Genomic DNA, 18,406 nt, shown 5'->3' with positions numbered 1-18,406 from the left:
GGGAGTTGGTCGTCATGGGTGAACCCAAGGCATTTGCCTCCCTTTCCTCAGGCTTGCTGGCCCGTAAGGGTGCCGCACGACCCGCCATGCGGCCGCAGGGCTTCGGGCAGGTTGGCGCAGGGCTCGAGGATCTTGGCTGGAACGACATGGGCTTCGAAGCGCCCAAGCCGGTTCTCGCCCCCGTTCTCGACCAGGATCATGACGCCTTCGGTAACGAGGTTGGCGAACAGCCGCTTCGCAACCCGCTGAGCGCGCTGACCCCGATCGCATCGCCGGTCCACGACCAGCAGGCCGAAATCGCCGAGCGCTTCGCTGCGCACGACGAGGACGGAGAGGACGAGGACGGCGAATATATCGACGAGACCGCCGAACTCTACGACCCGAAGGTCGAGGACGATCGCTCGCACGTGGTGCTTACGTCGAAATCGTCGGTCAATGCGCCGGCGTTCGAGGACGAAGCCGACGTCGAGGAAACGCTCGAGTTGGAAGAGGTTGCCGAGCCCGTCTCGCTGGCACCGTTCGCCAAGGCGCAGGTCGTTCTGCCGCCGGACGTCCCGGTCGCCGTCGAACCGGTCAAGGTCGCTCCGGCGCGTTCGCGCCGCACGCGATCAGCACCTGGCAGCAAGCCAAAGGCCGCCTTCACGTTGCGTCTCGATCCCGACCGCCATCTCAAGCTTCGGCTTGCCTGCGCGGTCACGGGTCAGTCCGCCCAGCAGTTGGTGACCGAAGCGCTCGACCGGCTGCTGGCAGACATGCCGGAACTCGACGGAATGGCCAGCAAGGCTCCGCGCACCGCGCGCTGATACAAAAATGGGGGGAATTGCCATGTTGAGGAACAATCGTCTGGGGGCCAAGCTCGCAGCAGCCTCGATGGTCGCGCTCGTCGCGGCTTGTGCTTCCCCCGGCGGATCGGGCGTCCGCAGCGCCTCGATCTTCGGCGGCAAGGTCGACAAGTCCAACATCGGCCTGGCCACCCGCGCACAACTCGCGTTGGCCGATAACAAGGTGGACGAGGCCTTGTCGCTGGCCGAGCGGGCCGTTGCGAATAGCCCGAACGACGCCGGCTTCCGCGCGCTTCTCGGCAACGTCTATCTCGCCGCAGGTCGATTCTCGTCGGCCGAGACCGCGTTCCGCGAATCGCTGACGCTCGTGAACAACCAGCCGCAACAGGTACTGAAGTTGGCACTCGTCCAGATCGCCCTTGGCAAGGGTCCGGATGCGGCATCGCTGCTCGCCTCCGCCCAAACGATGCTCGATCCGGCCGACCTTGGCCTGGCACTTGCCCTGTCGGGTGATGCGGCGTCTGCCGTCCAGCTTCTCGACGCTTCCGCGCGGCAGCCGGGCGCCGACGCGCGGCTTCGTCAGAATCTGGCACTCGCCCATGCGCTCGCGGGTGACTGGACCCAAGCCCGCGTTGTCGCGGCGCAGGATGTTCCCGCAGACCAGTTGGATGCCCGGCTCGAGCAATGGATGGCGCTCGCCAAGCCGGCTCGGCCTTCGGACCAGGTTGCCGCCTTCATTGGAATTCAGCCGGTCGCAAGTGATCCTGGCCAGCCGACGCGTCTGGCGCTCAATGCTTCGGGCAACGACACTCGTCAGGCTGAAGCGGCTCCGGTCCCGGCGCCTGCGCCGGTCGTAGCGCCGCCGGTCGAGGTCGCCTCCGCGGTTACCGTCGACCTGCCGCCGCCCGCACCGGTCGAGGTCGCTCAGGCTGAAACGGTCGAGCCGCCGCCCGTGCAGGAACCCGTCAGCGCGCCGGTGATCGAGGCCAGTGCGCCAGTGGAAAGTGCGCCAGTCGCGCGTCCGGCCCTTTCGCGGGAAATCTTTGCAAAGGCCAAGGCGCGTAGCGCGGTCGCAGTCCGTCCGACTGCCGGTAACAGCCGCGCCGTCGTCCAGCTTGGCGCCTATTCATCGCGCGAACAGCTGGCCGGCGCCTGGGCCCGCCGCGTCGCCCGCCAGCCCAGCCTGCGCTCGTACGAGCCAGTGACGGCTCGCTTCACGACGGCGAAGGGCACCTTCTATCGCCTGTCGGTAAAGGGCTTCGCCAGCCAGCGTGACGCGATTGCCCTTTGCGGATCGCTCAAGCGAGCAGGGGGCAATTGCTTCGTCCGGGCGACATTCAACGACGCGCCGGTGCGATTCGCCCAGCGCTAATCGCGACGTGAGGCGGTGAGGCGGTCGAGGCAGGCCATCCGTATCGCCACACCCATTTCGACCTGCGTGACGATCAATGATCGATCGGGATCGTCGGCTAGGGCGCCGTCGATCTCGACTCCTCGGTTGATCGGACCGGGATGCATGACAACCGCCGTGGGGGAGGCGAGGGCAAAACGGTCGCGGGTCAGGCCGTAGCGCTCGAGATACTCGCCCGGGCCGTCGCCCAATTCCTCCGACATCCTCTCGCGTTGCACGCGCAGCATCATGACGGCGTCGGCGCCGACCACGGCGTCGTCGATGCTCGCCGCACCTTCGATCTCGCTGGTGAGGGACGGCGGTCCCGCGAAGCGTAAGTTAGCCCCAAGACGTTTCAGCAGCACGGCGCTAGAGCGCGCGACGCGGCTGTGTTTCAGGTCGCCGCAGATCGCGATCGTCAGACCTTCGATCCGGCCGAAGTGACGACTAAGCGTCGCGGCGTCGAGCAGCGCCTGGGTCGGATGCTCGCCCGTCCCATCACCGGCATTGATCACCGGGCAGTCCATCAGCCGGGCGACGTCGGCCGGCGCGCCGCGACTGCCGTGACGGATCACCAGCGCATCGGGTCGCATCGCGTTGAGCGTTCTGGCGGTATCGTCGAGCGTTTCCCCCTTCTTGATCGAGCTGTGCTCGACCTGCATCGTCACGACCTGCGCGCCGAGGCGGTGCGCGGCGATTTCAAAACTGAGCAACGTCCGCGTCGAGTTCTCGAAGAAGGCGTTTACGATCGTGAGACCGTCGAGCCGATGGTCGTTCCGCCGGGGCTGCCGATTATAGTCGAACCAGCGCGCGGCCTCGTCGAGGAGAACCGCGATGTCGGCGTCGGAAAGGCTGTCGATCGAAAGCAGGTCCATGATCCTGTTCGCTAGCGAGCCTCTGGCAGATTGACCAGCGCGTCGATCGCGCCTTGCAGGATGTGTGCGGCCGCGTGGGAATCCACTTTTTCCGCCCGCTTGGCGCGGCTCATGTCGGCGGCGATCATCGCGCGCTCGACCGCCACCGTGGACCAGCGCTCATCCCACAGCAGGACCGGCAAGCCTGTGGGCGCGAGATTGCGGGCGAAGGCCCGAACCGACTGGGTGCGGGGACTGTCGCTACCGTCGAGGTTGAGGGGAAGGCCGACTACCAGTCCGACGGTGCCGTGCCTCGTGGCGAAATCCTTTAGCGCGGCAAGATCGGCGCCGAACTTGGTACGCTTGATCGTGCCCGCCGCGGTGGCAAAGCTCCATCCCGAATCGCAGGTCGCCATGCCAATCGTCCGGGTCCCGACGTCAAGGCCGGCGAGCCGCCCGCTTGCGCCGATGGCGCTTGCGAAGTCCGCGGCGTTGGCAGTGATCAGCGCGCCCGCCATGCCGCCAGTCGCCGCGCCGCGTCGGCGCGGATCGATCCCCAGAAAAGGGCGTAATCATAAACGTGATAATTGTTTCCGGGCAGGACGTATGGCCCCATCTCCGGCACCGCGCCGCCAATCAGCAGGAAGCCATCCTCGCAGCGCGCGCCGACCTGCCCGACGCCGAGACCAGCGGTCGAAAAAGCGCTGTCGGGCAGTAAGGTGCCAAGGTTCGCCGACGGTTGAGCCACCCCGTCCTTCGTACCGGTGAGCGGATTGACGCAAAGCATGTCGCGGCGCTCGCGCGTCGCGCCGGTCAGGCCGGTGGTGCCGACCCATGCCCCAGTGACGAGTTGCGGATTGGCCGGCTCGCCGAAGCTTTGCCAGCTAAGCAGGCAGCCTGCTTCGGCGGCATTGGTGCACGCCATGAGGCCGGTCGCGGGCAGATCGGCGGCGGTCGAGACGGGCCAGCCGCCGACATAGGCCGCAACTAATCGCCCCTTCAGCGCATCCTGTCGGTCGCGCAGAAGACGAAGCAGGTGGAGCGATCCCTGGCTGTGACCGGCGACGATGATCGGGGTCGTCGCGCCCTGCGCGGCGATGAACGCATCGAAGGCCTTGAGAACGTCACCATAGGCGAGGTCGAGCGCCTTGGTCGCATCTTCGTTGGTGAGCAGGAACGCGCCAAACGCCGCCTGCCGGTAGCGCGGCGCCCACACGTCCGACACGGCGTTAAACGCACTCGCCTGACTGCGCACGAACAGCGTGGCGCGCGTGGCGGCTTCGCCGCCGGTGACTAGCGGCGCGTTCCAGCGGTCACGCTCGAGGTAGGTAGTCGGATGCACGAAGAAGGTCGCGGCAGGCTGTGCCTCACTCGTCGACACGACGCCTTCGGGCACCCACCGCGACGGATCGTCGGCGAGGCCGGGCTTGGCCAGCCAGCTCGCGTCGGCCAGGTAATCCGGTCCGGTCTGGGGCGCCGGTGCCTCGAAATGACCGGACGGTGTCGCCATGCTGGTGAGGGCGCGATCGCCGAACTGGAAGATGGCGAACGCGCCCGTGACGGCGAGGATCGTCAGCAGCGCAATGACGATAAGGAAGCGGCGGGCACACATGGCGCGGCCTCTATGGCGTGACGCGGCGACCGGCAAGCTTGAAGGCCCGCCTTCCCCCTGCTAGCCGCCTTCGCAACCGATTGCAGACCCAAAAGCAACCAGGAACATCATGTCCGTCAACGCCGATACCGTGCGCCATGTCGCAAAGCTCGCGCGCCTCGCGATGAGCGATTCGGAGATCGAGGCGCTCGTGCCCGAACTCAATAATATCCTGGGCTGGGTCGACCAGCTTGGTGAGGTCGATACGCAGGGCGTCGAACCGCTTACCGCCGTGATCGATCAGAAGCTGCGGCTTCGCGACGATGTCGTCGATGACGGCAATGTCCGTGAGAAGGTGCTCGCCAATGCGCCTGATGCGCAGCATGGCTTCTTCGCGGTCCCGAAGGTGATCGAATAGTGTCCGACCTGACTTCCAAGACCATTGCCGAACTCCGCGACGGCTTCCGCGGCGGCGACTTCAAGGCGCGCGAGATTGCCGAGGCATTCAATGCCGCCGTCGTCGCGGGACGCTCGCTCAATGCGTGGACCGTCGAAACCCCCGAGATAGCGCTTGCCGCGGCCGATGCCGCGGATGCGGCTCGTTCCTCTGATGCGTTGAAGCCACTGTCGGGCATCCCGCTGGGCATCAAGGATTTGTTCGCGACCGAGGGCGTCGACAGCACGACCGGATCGAACATGCTGAAGGGCTTCAAGCCGCCTTACGAAAGCACGGTGTCGGGCAAGCTCAAGGACGCTGGCGCGGGCATGTTGGGCAAGCTCAACATGGACGAGTTCGCAATGGGGTCGTCGAACGAGACCAGCGCCTACGGCCCGGTGATCAGCCCGTGGAAGCGGAGCGACGGCGGCAATGCCGCGCTGACCCCGGGCGGAAGCTCGGGCGGATCGGCGGCAGCGGTCGCGGCGCGGATGGCGCCGGGGGTGACCGGTACCGACACCGGCGGGTCGATCCGCCAGCCCGCCGCATTCACCGGCATTTCGGGGATCAAGCCGACTTACGGGCGCTGCTCGCGTTGGGGCATGGTCGCCTTCGCCTCGTCGCTCGACCAGGCCGGGCCAATGGCAAAGGACGTGCGCGACTGCGCGATCCTGCTGCAAAATATGTGCGGCTTCGACCCGCGAGACGGAACGAGCCTCGACCTGCCGGTGCCGAACTGGGAAGCGGGATTGTCGAGCGACCTCAAGGGCAAGCGGATCGGAATTCCCAAGGAATATCGGATCGATGGCGTTCCGGAAGAGATCAACGCGATCTGGGATCGCGGGATCGAATGGCTGAAAGACGCGGGCGCGGAAGTCGTTCCGATCAGCCTGCCGCACACCAAATATGCGCTGCCGACCTATTACATCATCGCACCCGCCGAAGCGTCATCGAACCTCGCGCGCTATGATGGTGTCCGCTACGGTCTGCGGGAGGTGCCGGAAGGCGCGAACCTCGACGCGATGTACGCCGCGACGCGTGCTGCCGGCTTTGGGCCGGAGGTCAAGCGCCGCATCATGATTGGCACTTATGTGCTGTCGGCGGGCTTCTACGATGCTTACTTCACCAAGGCCCAGAAGGTTCGCACGCTCATCAAGCAAGACTTCCGCGACGCCTTCACCAAGTGCGACCTCATCCTGACCCCGACGGCACCGTCGGCGGCGTTCGGGCTCAACGAGAAGATGAGCGACCCGCTGGCGATGTATCTCAACGACGTCTTCGCGGTGCCGGCTAGCCTTGCGGGTCTTCCGGCCATGTCGGTCCCAGGTGGGCTCGACAGCCAGGGGCTGCCGCTCGGCCTTCATCTGATCGGTAACGAGTTGGACGAGCAGGGCGTGCTCAATGCCGGGCTGGCGATCGAGGAACGGTCCGGGTTTACGGCAAGGGCGGAGAAGTGGTGGTGAGCGACTACCGGATCAAGGGCGAAACCGGCGAGTGGGAGGTCGTGATTGGCCTTGAGGTGCACGCGCAGGTCGTGTCGAACGCCAAGCTGTTCAGCGGCGCCGCGACTGCGTTCGGGGCTGAACCCAATACGCAGGTGTCGCTGGTCGACGCGGCGATGCCAGGAATGCTCCCGGTTCCCAATCGCGAGTGCATTCGCCAGGCGGTGCGCACGGGAATGGCGATCGAGGCGCAGATCAACAAATGGTCGCGCTTCGATCGGAAGAATTATTTCTATGCCGACCTCCCGCAGGGCTACCAGATTTCGCAGCTCTACCATCCGCTGGTGGGCGAGGGGGCGATCACCGTCCTGACCGATGACAAGGACGAAACGAGCGCGGTCACGATCGGCGTTGAGCGGATCCACGTTGAACAGGACGCGGGCAAGCTGATGCACGACCAGCATCCGACGATGTCCTACGTCGACCTCAACCGATCGGGCGTGGCGCTGATGGAAATCGTGTCGAAGCCCGACATGACTTCTCCTGCCGAAGCAGGGGCTTACCTGCGCAAGTTGAGGGCGATCCTACGCTACGTCGGCTCGTGCGACGGCAATATGGAAGAAGGCTCGATGCGCGCCGATGTCAACGTCAGCGTTCGTCGACCCGGCGAGGAACTAGGCACGCGGACCGAGACCAAGAACGTCAACTCGGTTCGTTTCGTCATGGCGGTGATCGAGCACGAAGCGCGGCGCCAGGTCGAGCTGATCGAGGAAGGCGGCGCAGTCGTCCAGGAAACGCGGTTGTTCGACCCCGACAAGGGCGTCACCCGGACCTTGCGATCAAAGGAAGATGCACACGACTATCGCTACTTCCCCGATCCCGATTTGCTTCCGCTGGAACTCGACGACGCATTCCTCGAAGAATGCCGGGCATCGTTGCCGGAATTGCCTGACGCCAAGCGAAAGCGTTTCGAAGGGCTGGGAATCACGCCGTACAATGCTTCGGTCCTGACCGCCGAGGTCGAGATCGCGCGCTGGTTTGATCAGTTGCTCGACGAAGGTGCTGCGCCGGTCGCCGCGGCGAACTGGGTGACCGGAGAACTATTCGGCGCACTCAACCGCCTCGGACGCTCGATCGGGGACAGCCCGGTCAGTCCGACGCAGGCCGCCGAGCTGATTGGCTTGGTTGCGGACAAGACTCTCTCGGGCAGCTTGGCGAAGCAGGTGTTCGAGATCATGCTCGAAACCGGACAGAGCGCGGGCGCGGTCGTCGAGGAGCGCGGCCTCAAGCAGACCAGCGACACGGGCGAGATCGATGCGAAGATCGACGAAATCCTCGCGGCGAACGCTGAAAAGGTAGAGCAATATAAGGCGGGTAAGGAGGCGTTGTTCGGTTTCTTCGTCGGCCAGACGATGAAGGCGATGCAGGGCAAGGCCAATCCGGGCGTCGTCAACGAACGGCTGAAATCCAAGCTCAATTCTTAACAGCCGCGGAGATGGCGATGCGTATCGAACTAGCCCTCGTTGCCTCGATGGTCGCGGCGCCGGCACTGGCCCAGCAGGCTCCTCCGCCGAAGCTGATCGTCGCCCTGTCGGTCGACCAACTTTCCTCCGACCTGTTCGAACGGTATCGCCCGGTGTTGTTCGGCGGGATCGGACGCCTCTCTAAGGGCACGACGTTCCGCAACGGCTATCAGGGTCACAATGCGACCGAGACGTGTCCGGGTCACTCGACCATCATGACCGGATCGCGTCCGTCGCGCACCGGGATCATTGCCAACAATTGGTTCGACCTGTCGCAAGCTCGGTCCGACAAGAGCGTCTATTGCGCCGAGGACGAACGCGTCGCCGGCAGCTCGTCCAGTAGCTACACCGTCAGTCCCTATCATCTGCGCGTTCCGACGCTTGGCGACTTGTGGAAACAGCGGCAGCCGGGTGCGCGCAACGTCGCCGTCGCCGGCAAGGATCGGTCCGCGGTGATGATGGGCGGCCGCAATGTCGACCAGCGCTGGTATTGGGATGGGAAGACTTTCTCGACCGACATCAAGAACGCTGTCGTTCCGCGGAGCGTCACGGCAACGCGGTCGATCGTCGCCAACGCGATCGCGCAGGATCGTCCCGCACTGCAATTGCCGACCTTGTGCCAAGGCAAGGCGCGGTCGGTCTCGCTGCCAGGGACAGCGGCGGTTGGGGCGGGGGCCTTCGCGCGGAAGGCCGGAGACGTCCGCGCTTTCCGCAATAGCCCCGAATTCGACGGCGCCACTCTGGCGCTCGCCGCTTCGCTTGTCGACGAGATGCAGCTTGGGCGTGAGCAATCGACCGACATCCTGTCGGTGAGCCTGGCGGGCACGGACATCGTCGGACACGCTTACGGCAACGACGGCGCCGAAATGTGCTTGCAGATGTTCTCGCTTGACCGCGATCTCGGGGACTTCTTCAAGCTGCTCGACTCCCGCGGGATCGATTATCTGGTGATGCTGACCGCCGACCACGGCGGGGCCGATATCCCCGAGCGAAGCCGCGATGCCGGACATCCCGCCGCCTCGCGGGTCGACGTGGCGCTGGAAGCCGACGAAATGGGCAAAGCGCTTGGCGCCAAGCTCGGCCTTCGCGGACCGGTGCTGGTCGGCGAAGGAGCCTTTGGCGACATCTACGTTGACCGCGCGCTGTCTGCATCCGAGCACGCGCGGGTGCTCACCGCCGCGGTGTCCGCCTACAAGGCTCATCCGCAAGTCGAGGCCGTGTTCACGCGTGAGCAGGTCCGTCGAACGCCGTCCCCGACGGCAGCGCCCGACCGCTGGAGCCTGATCGAGCGCGTCCGTGCATCATTTGACGAAGAGCGCTCGGGTGACTTCATCGTGCTGCTGAAGCGGGATGTGACTCCCATCCCAAAGCCATCGGCGGGCAGCTATGTGGCCACACACGGCAGCCCGTGGGACTACGACCGCCGGGTCCCGATCCTGTTCTGGCGCCGAGGCATGGCGGCATCGGATCGCGCGGATGCGATCGAGACGGCCGACATCATGCCGACGCTCGCCGCGACGATCGGCCTCCCCGTCGATGCAGGCAAGATTGACGGCGAATGCCTATCCGGAATCGTGGGAGTGACCTGCCCTTCCCGCTAGGCGTTTGATCGTCTTGCCTTTTTCCCAAACTCGGCCCAGTCATTCGGCGTCGAGTGAGGGGGAGGGGTGTATGCGTAAGGCGGGACTTGCCGTGACGGTGGCAGCGTCGTTGGTGCTCGCGGGCTGCGTCAGCACGCGCCAATATGCGGATGTCGAGTTCGCGCCGCCTCAAGGCGACTATAAACTCCTCGTCATGCGACCCGACGTCAGCGTCGGATCGATGACGACTGGCGGCCTGGTCGAACCGCGCGCCGACTGGACCGAAAGCGCTCGCGCCAAATTGCTTGCCGCGCTTCGGGCGCAGCAGGCGGGGCGAGGCGGCAACGTCATGGTTCTCGACCGCCGCGATTCGCTGGCCGGGGTGAGCGCCGACAGCATCGCCGAACTGGAGCGTCTTCATTCCGCGGTCGGCGGTTCGATCGCGCTCCACAAATATTCGGGCGCGACCCTGCCGACGAAGCGGCGCAAGGGACTTGATTACACGCTCGGCGAGGATGCGGTCGCGCTGGGTCGGCGCACCGGGTACGATTATGCGCTCTTCCTTCATGCGGAGGACAGTTTCGCGTCGACCGGTCGTGTCGCGCTGCAGGTGCTGGGCGTGGCCGGCTGCTTCGTCGGCTTCTGCGCGCCGAACATCGGGCTGGGCCAGCAGGTCGCTTACGCGAGCCTCGTTGATCTTCGCACTGGCGAAGTGGTTTGGTTCAACCTGTTGCGATCGCAGCTCGGTGATATCCGCACCGACGAAGGTGCGGGCCAGATGGTCGAGCGGTTGCTCGGCCGGATGAAGCCCGGTCGGGAAGTACGGCGGCGCGAAAGAGCGGCGTCATGACGTCAGTCTCAAGGCGCTCGTTACTGGTGGGCGGAGGAATTGCTGCTGCCAGCCTGACGACCGGCGTCGCCCAAGCCCGCATCCGGCCCAACGAGATGGTGCCGCTCATCGGCCCGGGATATCGCGCACAAGACGTCGACGAAAAGGGCATGTGGCAGCAGATGGAGCGGGTCGAGGAGGAAATCTCCGGATCCAATTTGCTGATCAAGGACCCCGCGCTGACGCGCTATCTCGGCGACCTGATCGGCCGCGTGGGTGGCCCGGCAGCACGCGACATGCGCATCTACCTGGCGCGCATCCCTGAGTTCAACGCGGTGATGTTCCCGACCGGCTTTACGGTCATCTTCAGTGGGCTGCTGCTGCGGATGCGGAACGAGGCGCAGCTGGCCGGGGTGATCGCGCATGAAAGCGCGCATTTCCTTCGCAAGCATCAACTTCGGCAGTGGCGCGATTTGAAGCGGAAGACCGACATCTTTTCGATCCTGGCGATGGGCGCGGGCGTCGCCGGCGGGGCGGCGGGTGTCTACGCGGGCGACCTAGTCCGTTTGGCCGAATTCGGGACGATCCTGTCGCTGCTCCGCTACAACCGCGTGCTCGAGGCCGAAGCCGATGCGATGGGCGTGCGGTTGCTGGCCGAGGCGGGCTATGACCCGACCGAAATGAGCCGCACGTGGGCGCAACTGATCGGCGAGCTCGACCTCAGCGCGAAGTATCGGCGCAAGCGGCGCGATCGGGACTTCTCGATATTTTCGACGCATCCCAATCCCGAAGCGCGCATGGCCGATCTCAAGATCTCGGCGGCCGAGGCCAAGCAGGCGGGCCGGTCCTATGACGCGTTCCGCGATCGGTATCTTTCGGCGACCGCCAACGTTCGACCGACACTGCTCGACGACCAGGTCAAGCTGAACGATCCCGGCGCGAGCCAGTATGTCGTCAACACGCTCGCCAAGGATGGGTGGAACGGAATGCTTCGCTTCCACGAGGGCGAAATCTGGCGGCTGCGCAACCTCAAGGGTGACGAGCTTCGCGCGGGGCAGGGGTATGCGGCTGCGGTCCTCTATGCCGATGCGCCTGCGGACGCGTGGCGCTGGCACGGGATCATGCTGATGAAGGCGGGACGAAGCGCGGAGGCGAAGCTGGCGTTAGCGCGCTATCTTCGCATGGCGCCAACCGCGCCGGACGCCGCATTTGTTCGCCAGATGGTTGCCGGGTAGGGGGTATGATGCGCGTACTTTACAGGATGATCATCGGCGGTGCGGCCTTGGCGCTCGCGGGCTGTTCTTCGCTTGGCGGAGGCGGGCTCGGCTTCGGGGGATACTCGCTGATTCGCGCCAAGGAGGTCCGAGTTGGCAATAACAGTCTCGCGGTGACACCGCCGCGCGAGTGGAATCGCCAGTCGACGATCCTGTTCGACGATATTTCCACGGTCGAGGACTGGACCCAGAACGGGCCCTACCTCGACACGATCAGTTTCGTGACCGGAATGCGCGACGGTAAGGCCGTCGTCAGGCAACGTCGCCGCGACGATCGGCAGGTGCCGACATTCCGTTCGAACATGACCGCGCCGGAGGTCGCGTCGATGATCGAAAGCCTGTTCCGCATTCGTGGCGGGACGGTCGACTTCAAAACCGTTTCGCTGATGCCGCGCCCATTTCTCGGCGCGGCGGGCTTTCAGCAGGATTTCGAGCATCTCGACAGCGACGAAGTCCGTCGCAAGGGACGCGCGGTCGGTGCCGTCATCGATGGCCGTCTGTATCTCATTCTCTTCGACGCAACGGCTTCACATTATTACGGTGCTTCGCTCCCCGATTATGAGGCGATCGTCCGCTCTGCCCGTCGCGTCTGACTTCAAACCGGGTCGGTAGGGGGCGGCTCGACCGGCTCCCCGGGAAGCGGCGGGATGGCGCCGCCATCCTCGTCTTCCGGGATGACCGGATCGGTCAGAGGGGGCTGACTTGCCATCGCTCAGCGGCCGGGAGCGTCAGTGCCGGGCGCGGGCACATCGACATCGCCCGGATTGACCGGTGCTTCCGACGGTGGGGTGGTGGGCTCGGGCGGCTGTTCGGTGGGAATCTCGCCTGGATTGGTGGCCATGATCGCTTCTCCTTGTTCGATAAGGAGATAACCTTGTCGCGACCAAGAGGTTGCCTGTCTCGTCGCTCTTGCCCGCGTCACGATCCTTGCTATAGGCGCCCCACCTTTAAAAGCGTCCGCGCGGGCGTGGCGGAATTGGTAGACGCGCTGGTTTTAGGTACCAGTATCGAAAGATGTGGGGGTTCGAGTCCCTTCGCCCGCACCATTTTCGCGTGATGGGCATCCGGTGGATGCCGTTGCACGAAAATCGCGCAGACCGTTGAAATTGAGCAGGATTACGCACGTGAGCACGAAGACCGTCGAAACGCAGAACGAGGGCCTGAAGCGGGCCTACACGCTGACCATTCCGGCCAAGGAAATCGACGCGCGCGTCGACGGCGAGATCAAGCGCATTGCCCCGACGATCAAAATGCCCGGCTTCCGCCCCGGCAAGGTTCCGCCGAACCTGATCCGCAAGATGCATGGCGAAGCGCTGATGGCCGAAGCGCTCAACACGACTGTCCAGCAGAGCGTCGAGCAGTTGATGGCGGAAAAGAAGATTCGCCCGGCGATGCAGCCGCAGGTCGAACTCGACGAGGGGTATGCCGCCGGCAAGGACGCCGAAGTGCGCGTGAGCGTCGAGACGCTTCCGGACGTGCCCGCTCCGAAGATCGACGGGATCAAGCTCGAGCGCCTCACGATCGAAGCCGACGATGCCGCCCTCGACGAGCAGCTCAAGCAGCTTGCCGGTTCGCAGGCGCGCTATGACGACGCGAAGAAGGGTGCCAAGGCCAAGGACGGCGACCAGGTCGTCATCGACTTCGTCGGCAAGGTCGACGGTGTCGCCTTCGACGGGGGAACGGGCGAAGGCATGGCGGTCATCCTTGGCTCCGGCCAGTTGATCCCGGGCTTCGAAGAGCAGCTCGTGGGCGTCAAGGTTGGCGACGAGAAGCAACTCAATGTGACATTCCCGGCCGACTACCAGGCCGAAAATCTGAAGGGCAAGGCGGCGACGTTCGACGTCAAGGTTTCGGCGGTGAAGACGGCCGGCGAGACCAAGATCGACGACGACTTCGCAAAGCAGCTTGGCCTCAACGACCTTGACCAGCTCAAGGGTCTGCTTCGCGACCAGCAGCAGCAGGAACTGAACGGCCTGACGCGCACGCACATGAAGCGTCGCCTGCTCGATCAGCTGGCCGCCGATCACGACTTCGACGTCCCGGAATCAATGGTCGAAGCCGAGTATGAAAACATCATGGCGCAGCTTCGTCACGAAGCGGGCCATGAGGCCGATCCCGAAGCCGCGCTGAAGGAAATCGAAGGCGACGCCGCCGAATATCGCACGATCGCGGTTCGCCGTGTTCGTCTGGGCCTTCTGCTCAGCGAAATCGGCGCAGCAAATGGCGTGGAAGTGACCCAAGCGGAGATGAACCGCCTGATTGGTCAGGCCGCGTCGCAGTATCAGCCGAAGGACCGCGACAATTTCGTCCGCTACCTTCAGCAGAACCCGATGGCCGCCGCGCAGCTTCGTGCGCCGCTGTATGAAGATAAGGTCGTCGACTTCCTGTTCAGCAAGGCCGACATCACCGATCGCGCGGTGACCCGCGCCGAGGTCGAAGCCGATCTGGAGAGCGAAGAGGGCCACGTCCATGGTCCGGGCTGCGGCCACGACCATGCCGAAGCCAAGCCGGCTAAGAAGAAGGCTGCCGCGAAGAAGGCCGACGCGCCGGCGAAGGCTGAAAAGGCCGATAAGCCGAAGGCAGAGCCGAAGAAGGCTGCGGCCAAGGCCGACGACGCTGCCGTGGCCGAGAAGCCCGCCAAGAAGGCGCCGGCCAAGAAGACGACGAAGAAATAATCAAATCTTCGCGATTTGCGCCTAGACGGAAACCCGGTAGCAATTCCGGGTTTCCGCGGGGCGGGACCTGACGAACGGGGGACAGGTTGAGCGAACAGCGTCGGATCGCAGTCGTCCTGCCCTGCTACAACGAAGAGGCCGCCATTGCCGAGACGGTGAAGGGCTTCCGTGCGGCGCTACCCGACGCCGTCATCTACGTGTTCGACAACAATAGCCGGGACGCGACGGTGGAACGTGCTCGCGAGGCCGGCGCGATCGTCCGCACCGAGCGGATGCAGGGTAAGGGCAACGTTGTGCGGCGGATGTTCGCCGACGTTGACGCCGACGTTTACCTGATGGCCGACGGTGACCTGACCTACGACCCCAAGGCTGCACCGGAAATGGTGCGCATGCTGGTCGACGAAGGCCTCGACATGGTTGTCGGCACTCGCCAGCATGCCGAGGCAGATGCCTATCGCGGGGGGCATGTGCTGGGAAACCAGGTATTTACCGGGCTTCTCTCCAAGCTTTTCGGAAGAAGCTTTACCGACATTTTTTCAGGGTATCGGGCCTTTTCCCGGCGTTTCGTGAAGAGTTTTCCAGTGCTGTCGGAAGGTTTCGAAATCGAGACCGAGATGAGCGTTCATGCGCTCGAACTGAAAATGCCCGTGGGCGAAATGGTCACGGCTTACGGCGTTCGCCCAGAAGGGTCGGCGTCCAAATTGTCGACTTACCGAGACGGTTGGCGCATCCTGAAGACCATTGGCACGCTCTACCGCGTCGAGCGGCCGGTGTTGTTTTATGGCTCGATCGGTCTGCTGCTCATGCTCACCGCCGTCATCCTCGCTGTGCCGCTCGTCCTGACTTACCTCGACACCGGGCTGGTCCCGCGCTTCCCTACTGCCATCCTGGTCACTGGAATGACGATCGTTGCGGTGTTGTGTCTGTTCGCCGGCCTGATCCTCGACACGGTCACGCGCGGGCGCCGCGAGGTCAGGCGGCTCGCCTACCTTGCCCATTCGGGTCCGGCGTCAGCTTAGGCTTGAACCTTTTTGAACAGGCCCCGATGTAGGGTCCCACGCCATTCTAAAGGACCAGCGCATCATCATGGACCATCAGGACATCGCCTCCGCCCTCGTGCCGATCGTTATCGAGCAGTCGAATCGCGGAGAGCGGAGCTTCGATATTTATTCGCGTCTGCTGCGCGAGCGGATTATTTTCATCACTGGCGGCGTCGAGGATCATATGGCCTCGCTGATCACCGCCCAGCTGCTGTTCCTTGAATCGGAGAATCCGAAGAAGGACATTTTCATGTACATCAACTCGCCGGGCGGCGTCGTCACGGCTGGCCTCGCGATCCATGACACGATGCAATACATCCGTCCGCGCGTCGGAACGGTGTGTATCGGGCAGGCCGCATCGATGGGCAGCTTCCTTCTTGCCGCCGGCGAGCCGGGCATGCGCGTCGCGCTCAGCAACAGCCGCATCATGGTTCATCAGCCTTCGGGCGGTGCGCAGGGCATGGCCGCGGACATTGAGATCCAGGCGCGCGAAATCCTTCGCATGCGTAGCCGCCTCAACTCGCTCTATGCCAAGTATACCGGCAAGCCGATCGAGGAGATCGAGGCGGCGATGGATCGCGACAAGTTCCTCGAGGCCGACGAAGCCAAGGCGTTCGGCCTGATCGACGAGGTGTTCGATCGTCGCCCCGATGCGGGCGAGGGCGACACCACCGGCGCCGCGGACATCACGCCCGCCTAAGCCTGTCACCAATCTGTAACCATCCGGTCATTTTTCTTGCAGGCCGGAAGGTCGCGTATTAGCCCCGTCGCCGAAAGGCGGCGGGGTTCCTTCTGTTGCCAGATCGAGGTTCACCATTCGCCAGATTGCCGCCCTTCCGTACCGCAACGTCGGTCGCGAACTCGATGCGCCCGTGCACGTCCTGCTGGTGACGTCGCGCGAAACGAAGCGGTGGGTCATTCCCAAGGGCAACTTCGGTAAATCCATCTCGCCTCATGCCGCCGCGGCGCTTGAGGCCGAAGAAGAGGCTGGCGTCCGCGGGGCGGTCTGCCCGACCTCGCTCGGCACGTATCGCTATCGAAAGCGGAAGGGCAGCGGCGCATCCCTGATGGCCGACGTCGAAGTGTTCCCGCTCGCCGTTAGCGAGGAATTGTCCGAATGGAAGGAAAAGGGGCAGCGCGAGCGGCGCTGGTTCAGCCTTGCCGATGCGGCCAACGCGGTCGAGGAGCCCGACCTTCGCGACTTGATCCGCACCTTTGGCGCGTCCGAATTCAACAAGATTGCCCGCCGACCCAACATGCTGGTCTCGGTGGCCCGAAAATCGAAAGTAGGCCCGATGTTCGCCTGGTTCCAACGCCTTTTGCCGAAGACCGGCGGCTTTTTCGAACTGTTCGAGGCGCATGCGGTCGCGCTCGTCGCCGCAGCCGACGCGACTGGTCGATTGGTTCAGGGCGGCGCGTCGATGCACGAGAACGCGCGCGAAATCTTCGAGCGCGAAAATGACGCTGACCAGATCATTCGCGAAGTGTTGAAGACCGTTCGCGAGACCTTCCTGACGCCGTTTGACCGCAGCTCGATCACCGCCCTGATCAGCGCCATGGACAATGCCGTCGACGAAATGCAGGCAGCCGCGTCGGCGATCGAGCTTTACGAGGTGAAGGACTTCGAGCCCGAGATGAAGGACATGGCGGCGATCATCGTCGACAGCGGACGCTTGGTCGCCGAAGCGATGCCGCTTTTGCGCGACGTGGCTACCAATGGCGGCCGCCTCCACGAACTGACTGAGCGGCTCGTGCGCATGGAGGGACATGCCGACGAAATTCACTCGGCCGGCCTGAAAAAAGTGTTCCAGACGCATCGGAACGGCGACGCGATCGATTTCGTCGTGCGGCGCGAAATCTTCAAGCATCTCGAACGGATCGTCGACGCCTTCGAGGACGTCGCCAACGTCATCGACGGCATCGTCATCGACCACAGCTGAAACGGCTGACCGATGCATGAACTTGCTTTCCCGCTGCTCGTCGGCCTGATCCTGCTCGCGCTGGCGTTCGACTTCCTGAACGGCCTTCACGACGCGGCCAATTCGATCGCGACGGTGGTGGCGACGAAGCTGCTCGGTCCGGTCCAGGCCGTCTTGTTTGCCGCCTTTTTCAACTTCGCTGCCTATTTTCTGACCTTGGCGTGGCCGCAGCTTCATGCGGTCGCGGACACGATCGGCAAGGGGCTGGTCGACAAGGATCTGGTCACGCCGTCGGTCGTCTTCGGCGCGCTGGTCGGGGCGATGTTCTGGAACGTGGTCACATGGCTGAAGGGTATTCCCTCGTCATCGAGCCATGCGCTGGTCGGCGGACTGGTCGGCGCAGGCGTGGCGCATGCTGGCGTGACCGGAATTCAGTGGTCGGGGTTGAACAAGACGCTGATCGCGATCGTCCTGTCGCCGACGCTCGGCATGCTGCTGTCGATGCTGATCATGTTGGCGTCGAGTTGGGCGCTGGTGAAGGTCAGCGCACGCAATGCCGAGCGGACGTTCCGCTCGCTTCATCTCGTCTCGTCGGCGGCCTATTCGCTCAGCCATGGACTGAACGATGCGCAAAAGACGATGGGGATCATCACCGTCCTCCTTTATTCGACCGGCTATCTCAGCGGCGATTTCGAGGTCCCACACTGGGTTGCGATCAGCTGCTACATCGCGATCGGGCTCGGGACGATGATGGGTGGTTGGAAGATCATCGAGACGATGGGCAGCCGCATCACCAAGCTGTCCCAGCATCAGGGCTTCTCCGCGTCGATGGGCGGGTCGATCATGCTCTTCACCGCCTCGCTGCTCGGCATTCCAGTGTCGACCACACACACGATCACCGGCAGCATTATCGGCGCGGGCGTCGCGCGCCGTGCGTCGGCGGTGCGCTGGGGCGTGGCGCAGAACGTCGTGACCGCGTGGCTGATCACGATTCCGGCCTCCGCCACCGTGGCCGCGCTGTTCTACCTCCTCACGACGCTGTTCTAGGCTTTAATTTCAGTCGGATAGGCT

The 18,406-nt window shown here is 64.2% G+C and carries 18 protein-coding genes and 1 tRNA gene; 15 read left to right on the top strand and 4 right to left on the bottom strand.

All coding sequences use genetic code 11. From position 1 onward, the window contains the following. Positions 1-14: 14 nt before the first annotated feature. Together SH584_RS01850 and SH584_RS01845 are read left to right on the top strand one after the other, a co-directional pair. On the top strand, positions 15-803 hold the full coding sequence (locus tag SH584_RS01850; RefSeq protein ID WP_416385140.1) for a hypothetical protein: 789 nt from the start codon (positions 15-17) through the stop codon (positions 801-803). Between the two features lie 22 nt (positions 804-825). Further along, positions 826-2,154 (top strand): SPOR domain-containing protein, encoded by a 1,329-nt coding sequence (locus SH584_RS01845; RefSeq protein ID WP_324808092.1) that lies wholly within the window; start codon positions 826-828, stop codon positions 2,152-2,154. On the opposite strand, the gene SH584_RS01840 is transcribed toward SH584_RS01845, so the two are convergent. Genes SH584_RS01840 through SH584_RS01830 form a run of 3 tightly spaced genes read right to left on the bottom strand, consistent with a single transcriptional unit; the run spans position 2,151 to position 4,638 of the window. Beyond that, the gene (locus SH584_RS01840; RefSeq protein ID WP_324808090.1) at positions 2,151-3,047 is read right to left on the bottom strand and encodes an aspartate carbamoyltransferase catalytic subunit; all 897 of its coding nucleotides are present in this window, start codon (positions 3,045-3,047) and stop codon (positions 2,151-2,153) included. The two genes, SH584_RS01845 and SH584_RS01840, sit on opposite strands and share 4 nt — an antisense overlap. An 11-nt stretch (positions 3,048-3,058) precedes the next feature. Continuing rightward, positions 3,059-3,532: a Holliday junction resolvase RuvX gene (gene ruvX / locus SH584_RS01835; protein WP_322841349.1), complete on the bottom strand. Its 474-nt coding sequence runs from the start codon at positions 3,530-3,532 to the stop codon at positions 3,059-3,061. Then, a complete protein-coding gene (locus SH584_RS01830; protein WP_324808089.1) occupies positions 3,529-4,638 on the bottom strand; it encodes a DUF3089 domain-containing protein in 1,110 nt (369 codons plus the stop codon). The genes ruvX and SH584_RS01830 overlap by 4 nt, the downstream gene beginning before the upstream one ends. Before the next feature lie 109 nt (positions 4,639-4,747). On the opposite strand from SH584_RS01830, the gene gatC reads away from it, so the two are divergent. From gatC to SH584_RS01795, 7 genes are all read left to right on the top strand, one after another. Then, on the top strand, positions 4,748-5,035 hold the full coding sequence (gene gatC / locus SH584_RS01825) for an Asp-tRNA(Asn)/Glu-tRNA(Gln) amidotransferase subunit GatC (protein WP_322840455.1): 288 nt from the start codon (positions 4,748-4,750) through the stop codon (positions 5,033-5,035). Beyond that, entirely contained in the window at positions 5,035-6,516 is a 1,482-nt protein-coding gene (gatA, locus tag SH584_RS01820) for an Asp-tRNA(Asn)/Glu-tRNA(Gln) amidotransferase subunit GatA (RefSeq protein ID WP_324808087.1), read from the top strand. The genes gatC and gatA overlap by 1 nt, the downstream gene beginning before the upstream one ends. Further along, positions 6,513-7,979, top strand: coding sequence for an Asp-tRNA(Asn)/Glu-tRNA(Gln) amidotransferase subunit GatB (gatB, locus tag SH584_RS01815; protein WP_324808085.1), 1,467 nt, complete (start codon positions 6,513-6,515; stop codon positions 7,977-7,979). Before gatA ends, gatB begins: the two co-directional genes overlap by 4 nt. Positions 7,980-7,990: 11 nt before the next feature. Further along, positions 7,991-9,619: an alkaline phosphatase family protein gene (locus SH584_RS01810; protein WP_416385139.1), complete on the top strand. Its 1,629-nt coding sequence runs from the start codon at positions 7,991-7,993 to the stop codon at positions 9,617-9,619. A 70-nt stretch (positions 9,620-9,689) separates the two neighbouring features. Beyond that, complete coding sequence (locus SH584_RS01805) at positions 9,690-10,448, top strand: hypothetical protein (RefSeq protein WP_324808081.1); 759 nt, start codon at positions 9,690-9,692, stop codon at positions 10,446-10,448. Positions 10,449-10,474: 26 nt separating this feature from the next. Continuing rightward, positions 10,475-11,662 carry a M48 family metalloprotease gene (locus SH584_RS01800; RefSeq protein ID WP_324808079.1) on the top strand — a complete coding sequence of 396 codons (1,188 nt, stop codon included), beginning with the start codon at positions 10,475-10,477 and terminating at the stop codon, positions 11,660-11,662. Positions 11,663-11,670: 8 nt separating this feature from the next. Continuing rightward, positions 11,671-12,294: a hypothetical protein gene (locus tag SH584_RS01795; protein WP_324808078.1), complete on the top strand. Its 624-nt coding sequence runs from the start codon at positions 11,671-11,673 to the stop codon at positions 12,292-12,294. 119 nt (positions 12,295-12,413) lie between these two features. On the opposite strand, the gene SH584_RS01790 is transcribed toward SH584_RS01795, so the two are convergent. After that, positions 12,414-12,542 (bottom strand): hypothetical protein, encoded by a 129-nt coding sequence (locus tag SH584_RS01790; RefSeq protein ID WP_322840462.1) that lies wholly within the window; start codon positions 12,540-12,542, stop codon positions 12,414-12,416. A gap of 120 nt (positions 12,543-12,662) precedes the next feature. On the opposite strand from SH584_RS01790, the gene SH584_RS01785 reads away from it, so the two are divergent. From SH584_RS01785 to SH584_RS01760, 6 genes are all read left to right on the top strand, one after another. Continuing rightward, positions 12,663-12,747 (top strand) — tRNA-Leu (locus SH584_RS01785). A gap of 78 nt (positions 12,748-12,825) precedes the next feature. Next, positions 12,826-14,376, top strand: a complete 1,551-nt coding sequence (tig, locus tag SH584_RS01780; protein WP_324808075.1) for a trigger factor — start codon at positions 12,826-12,828, stop codon at positions 14,374-14,376. A gap of 86 nt (positions 14,377-14,462) precedes the next feature. Next, positions 14,463-15,395, top strand: coding sequence for a glycosyltransferase (locus SH584_RS01775; protein WP_324808073.1), 933 nt, complete (start codon positions 14,463-14,465; stop codon positions 15,393-15,395). A 67-nt stretch (positions 15,396-15,462) separates the two neighbouring features. Further along, positions 15,463-16,116 (top strand): ATP-dependent Clp protease proteolytic subunit, encoded by a 654-nt coding sequence (locus SH584_RS01770; protein WP_416385138.1) that lies wholly within the window; start codon positions 15,463-15,465, stop codon positions 16,114-16,116. Positions 16,117-16,231: 115 nt separating this feature from the next. Continuing rightward, positions 16,232-17,356: a DUF47 family protein gene (locus tag SH584_RS01765; protein WP_324809430.1), complete on the top strand. Its 1,125-nt coding sequence runs from the start codon at positions 16,232-16,234 to the stop codon at positions 17,354-17,356. A gap of 12 nt (positions 17,357-17,368) precedes the next feature. Continuing rightward, a complete protein-coding gene (locus SH584_RS01760; protein WP_322840465.1) occupies positions 17,369-18,382 on the top strand; it encodes an inorganic phosphate transporter in 1,014 nt (337 codons plus the stop codon). Positions 18,383-18,406: the final 24 nt, after the last annotated feature.

Source organism: Sphingomonas sp. LY29, from assembly GCF_035593985.1.
Taxonomy (GTDB): domain Bacteria; phylum Pseudomonadota; class Alphaproteobacteria; order Sphingomonadales; family Sphingomonadaceae; genus Sphingomicrobium.
This window is presented reverse-complemented; position numbering and strand designations above follow the sequence as displayed.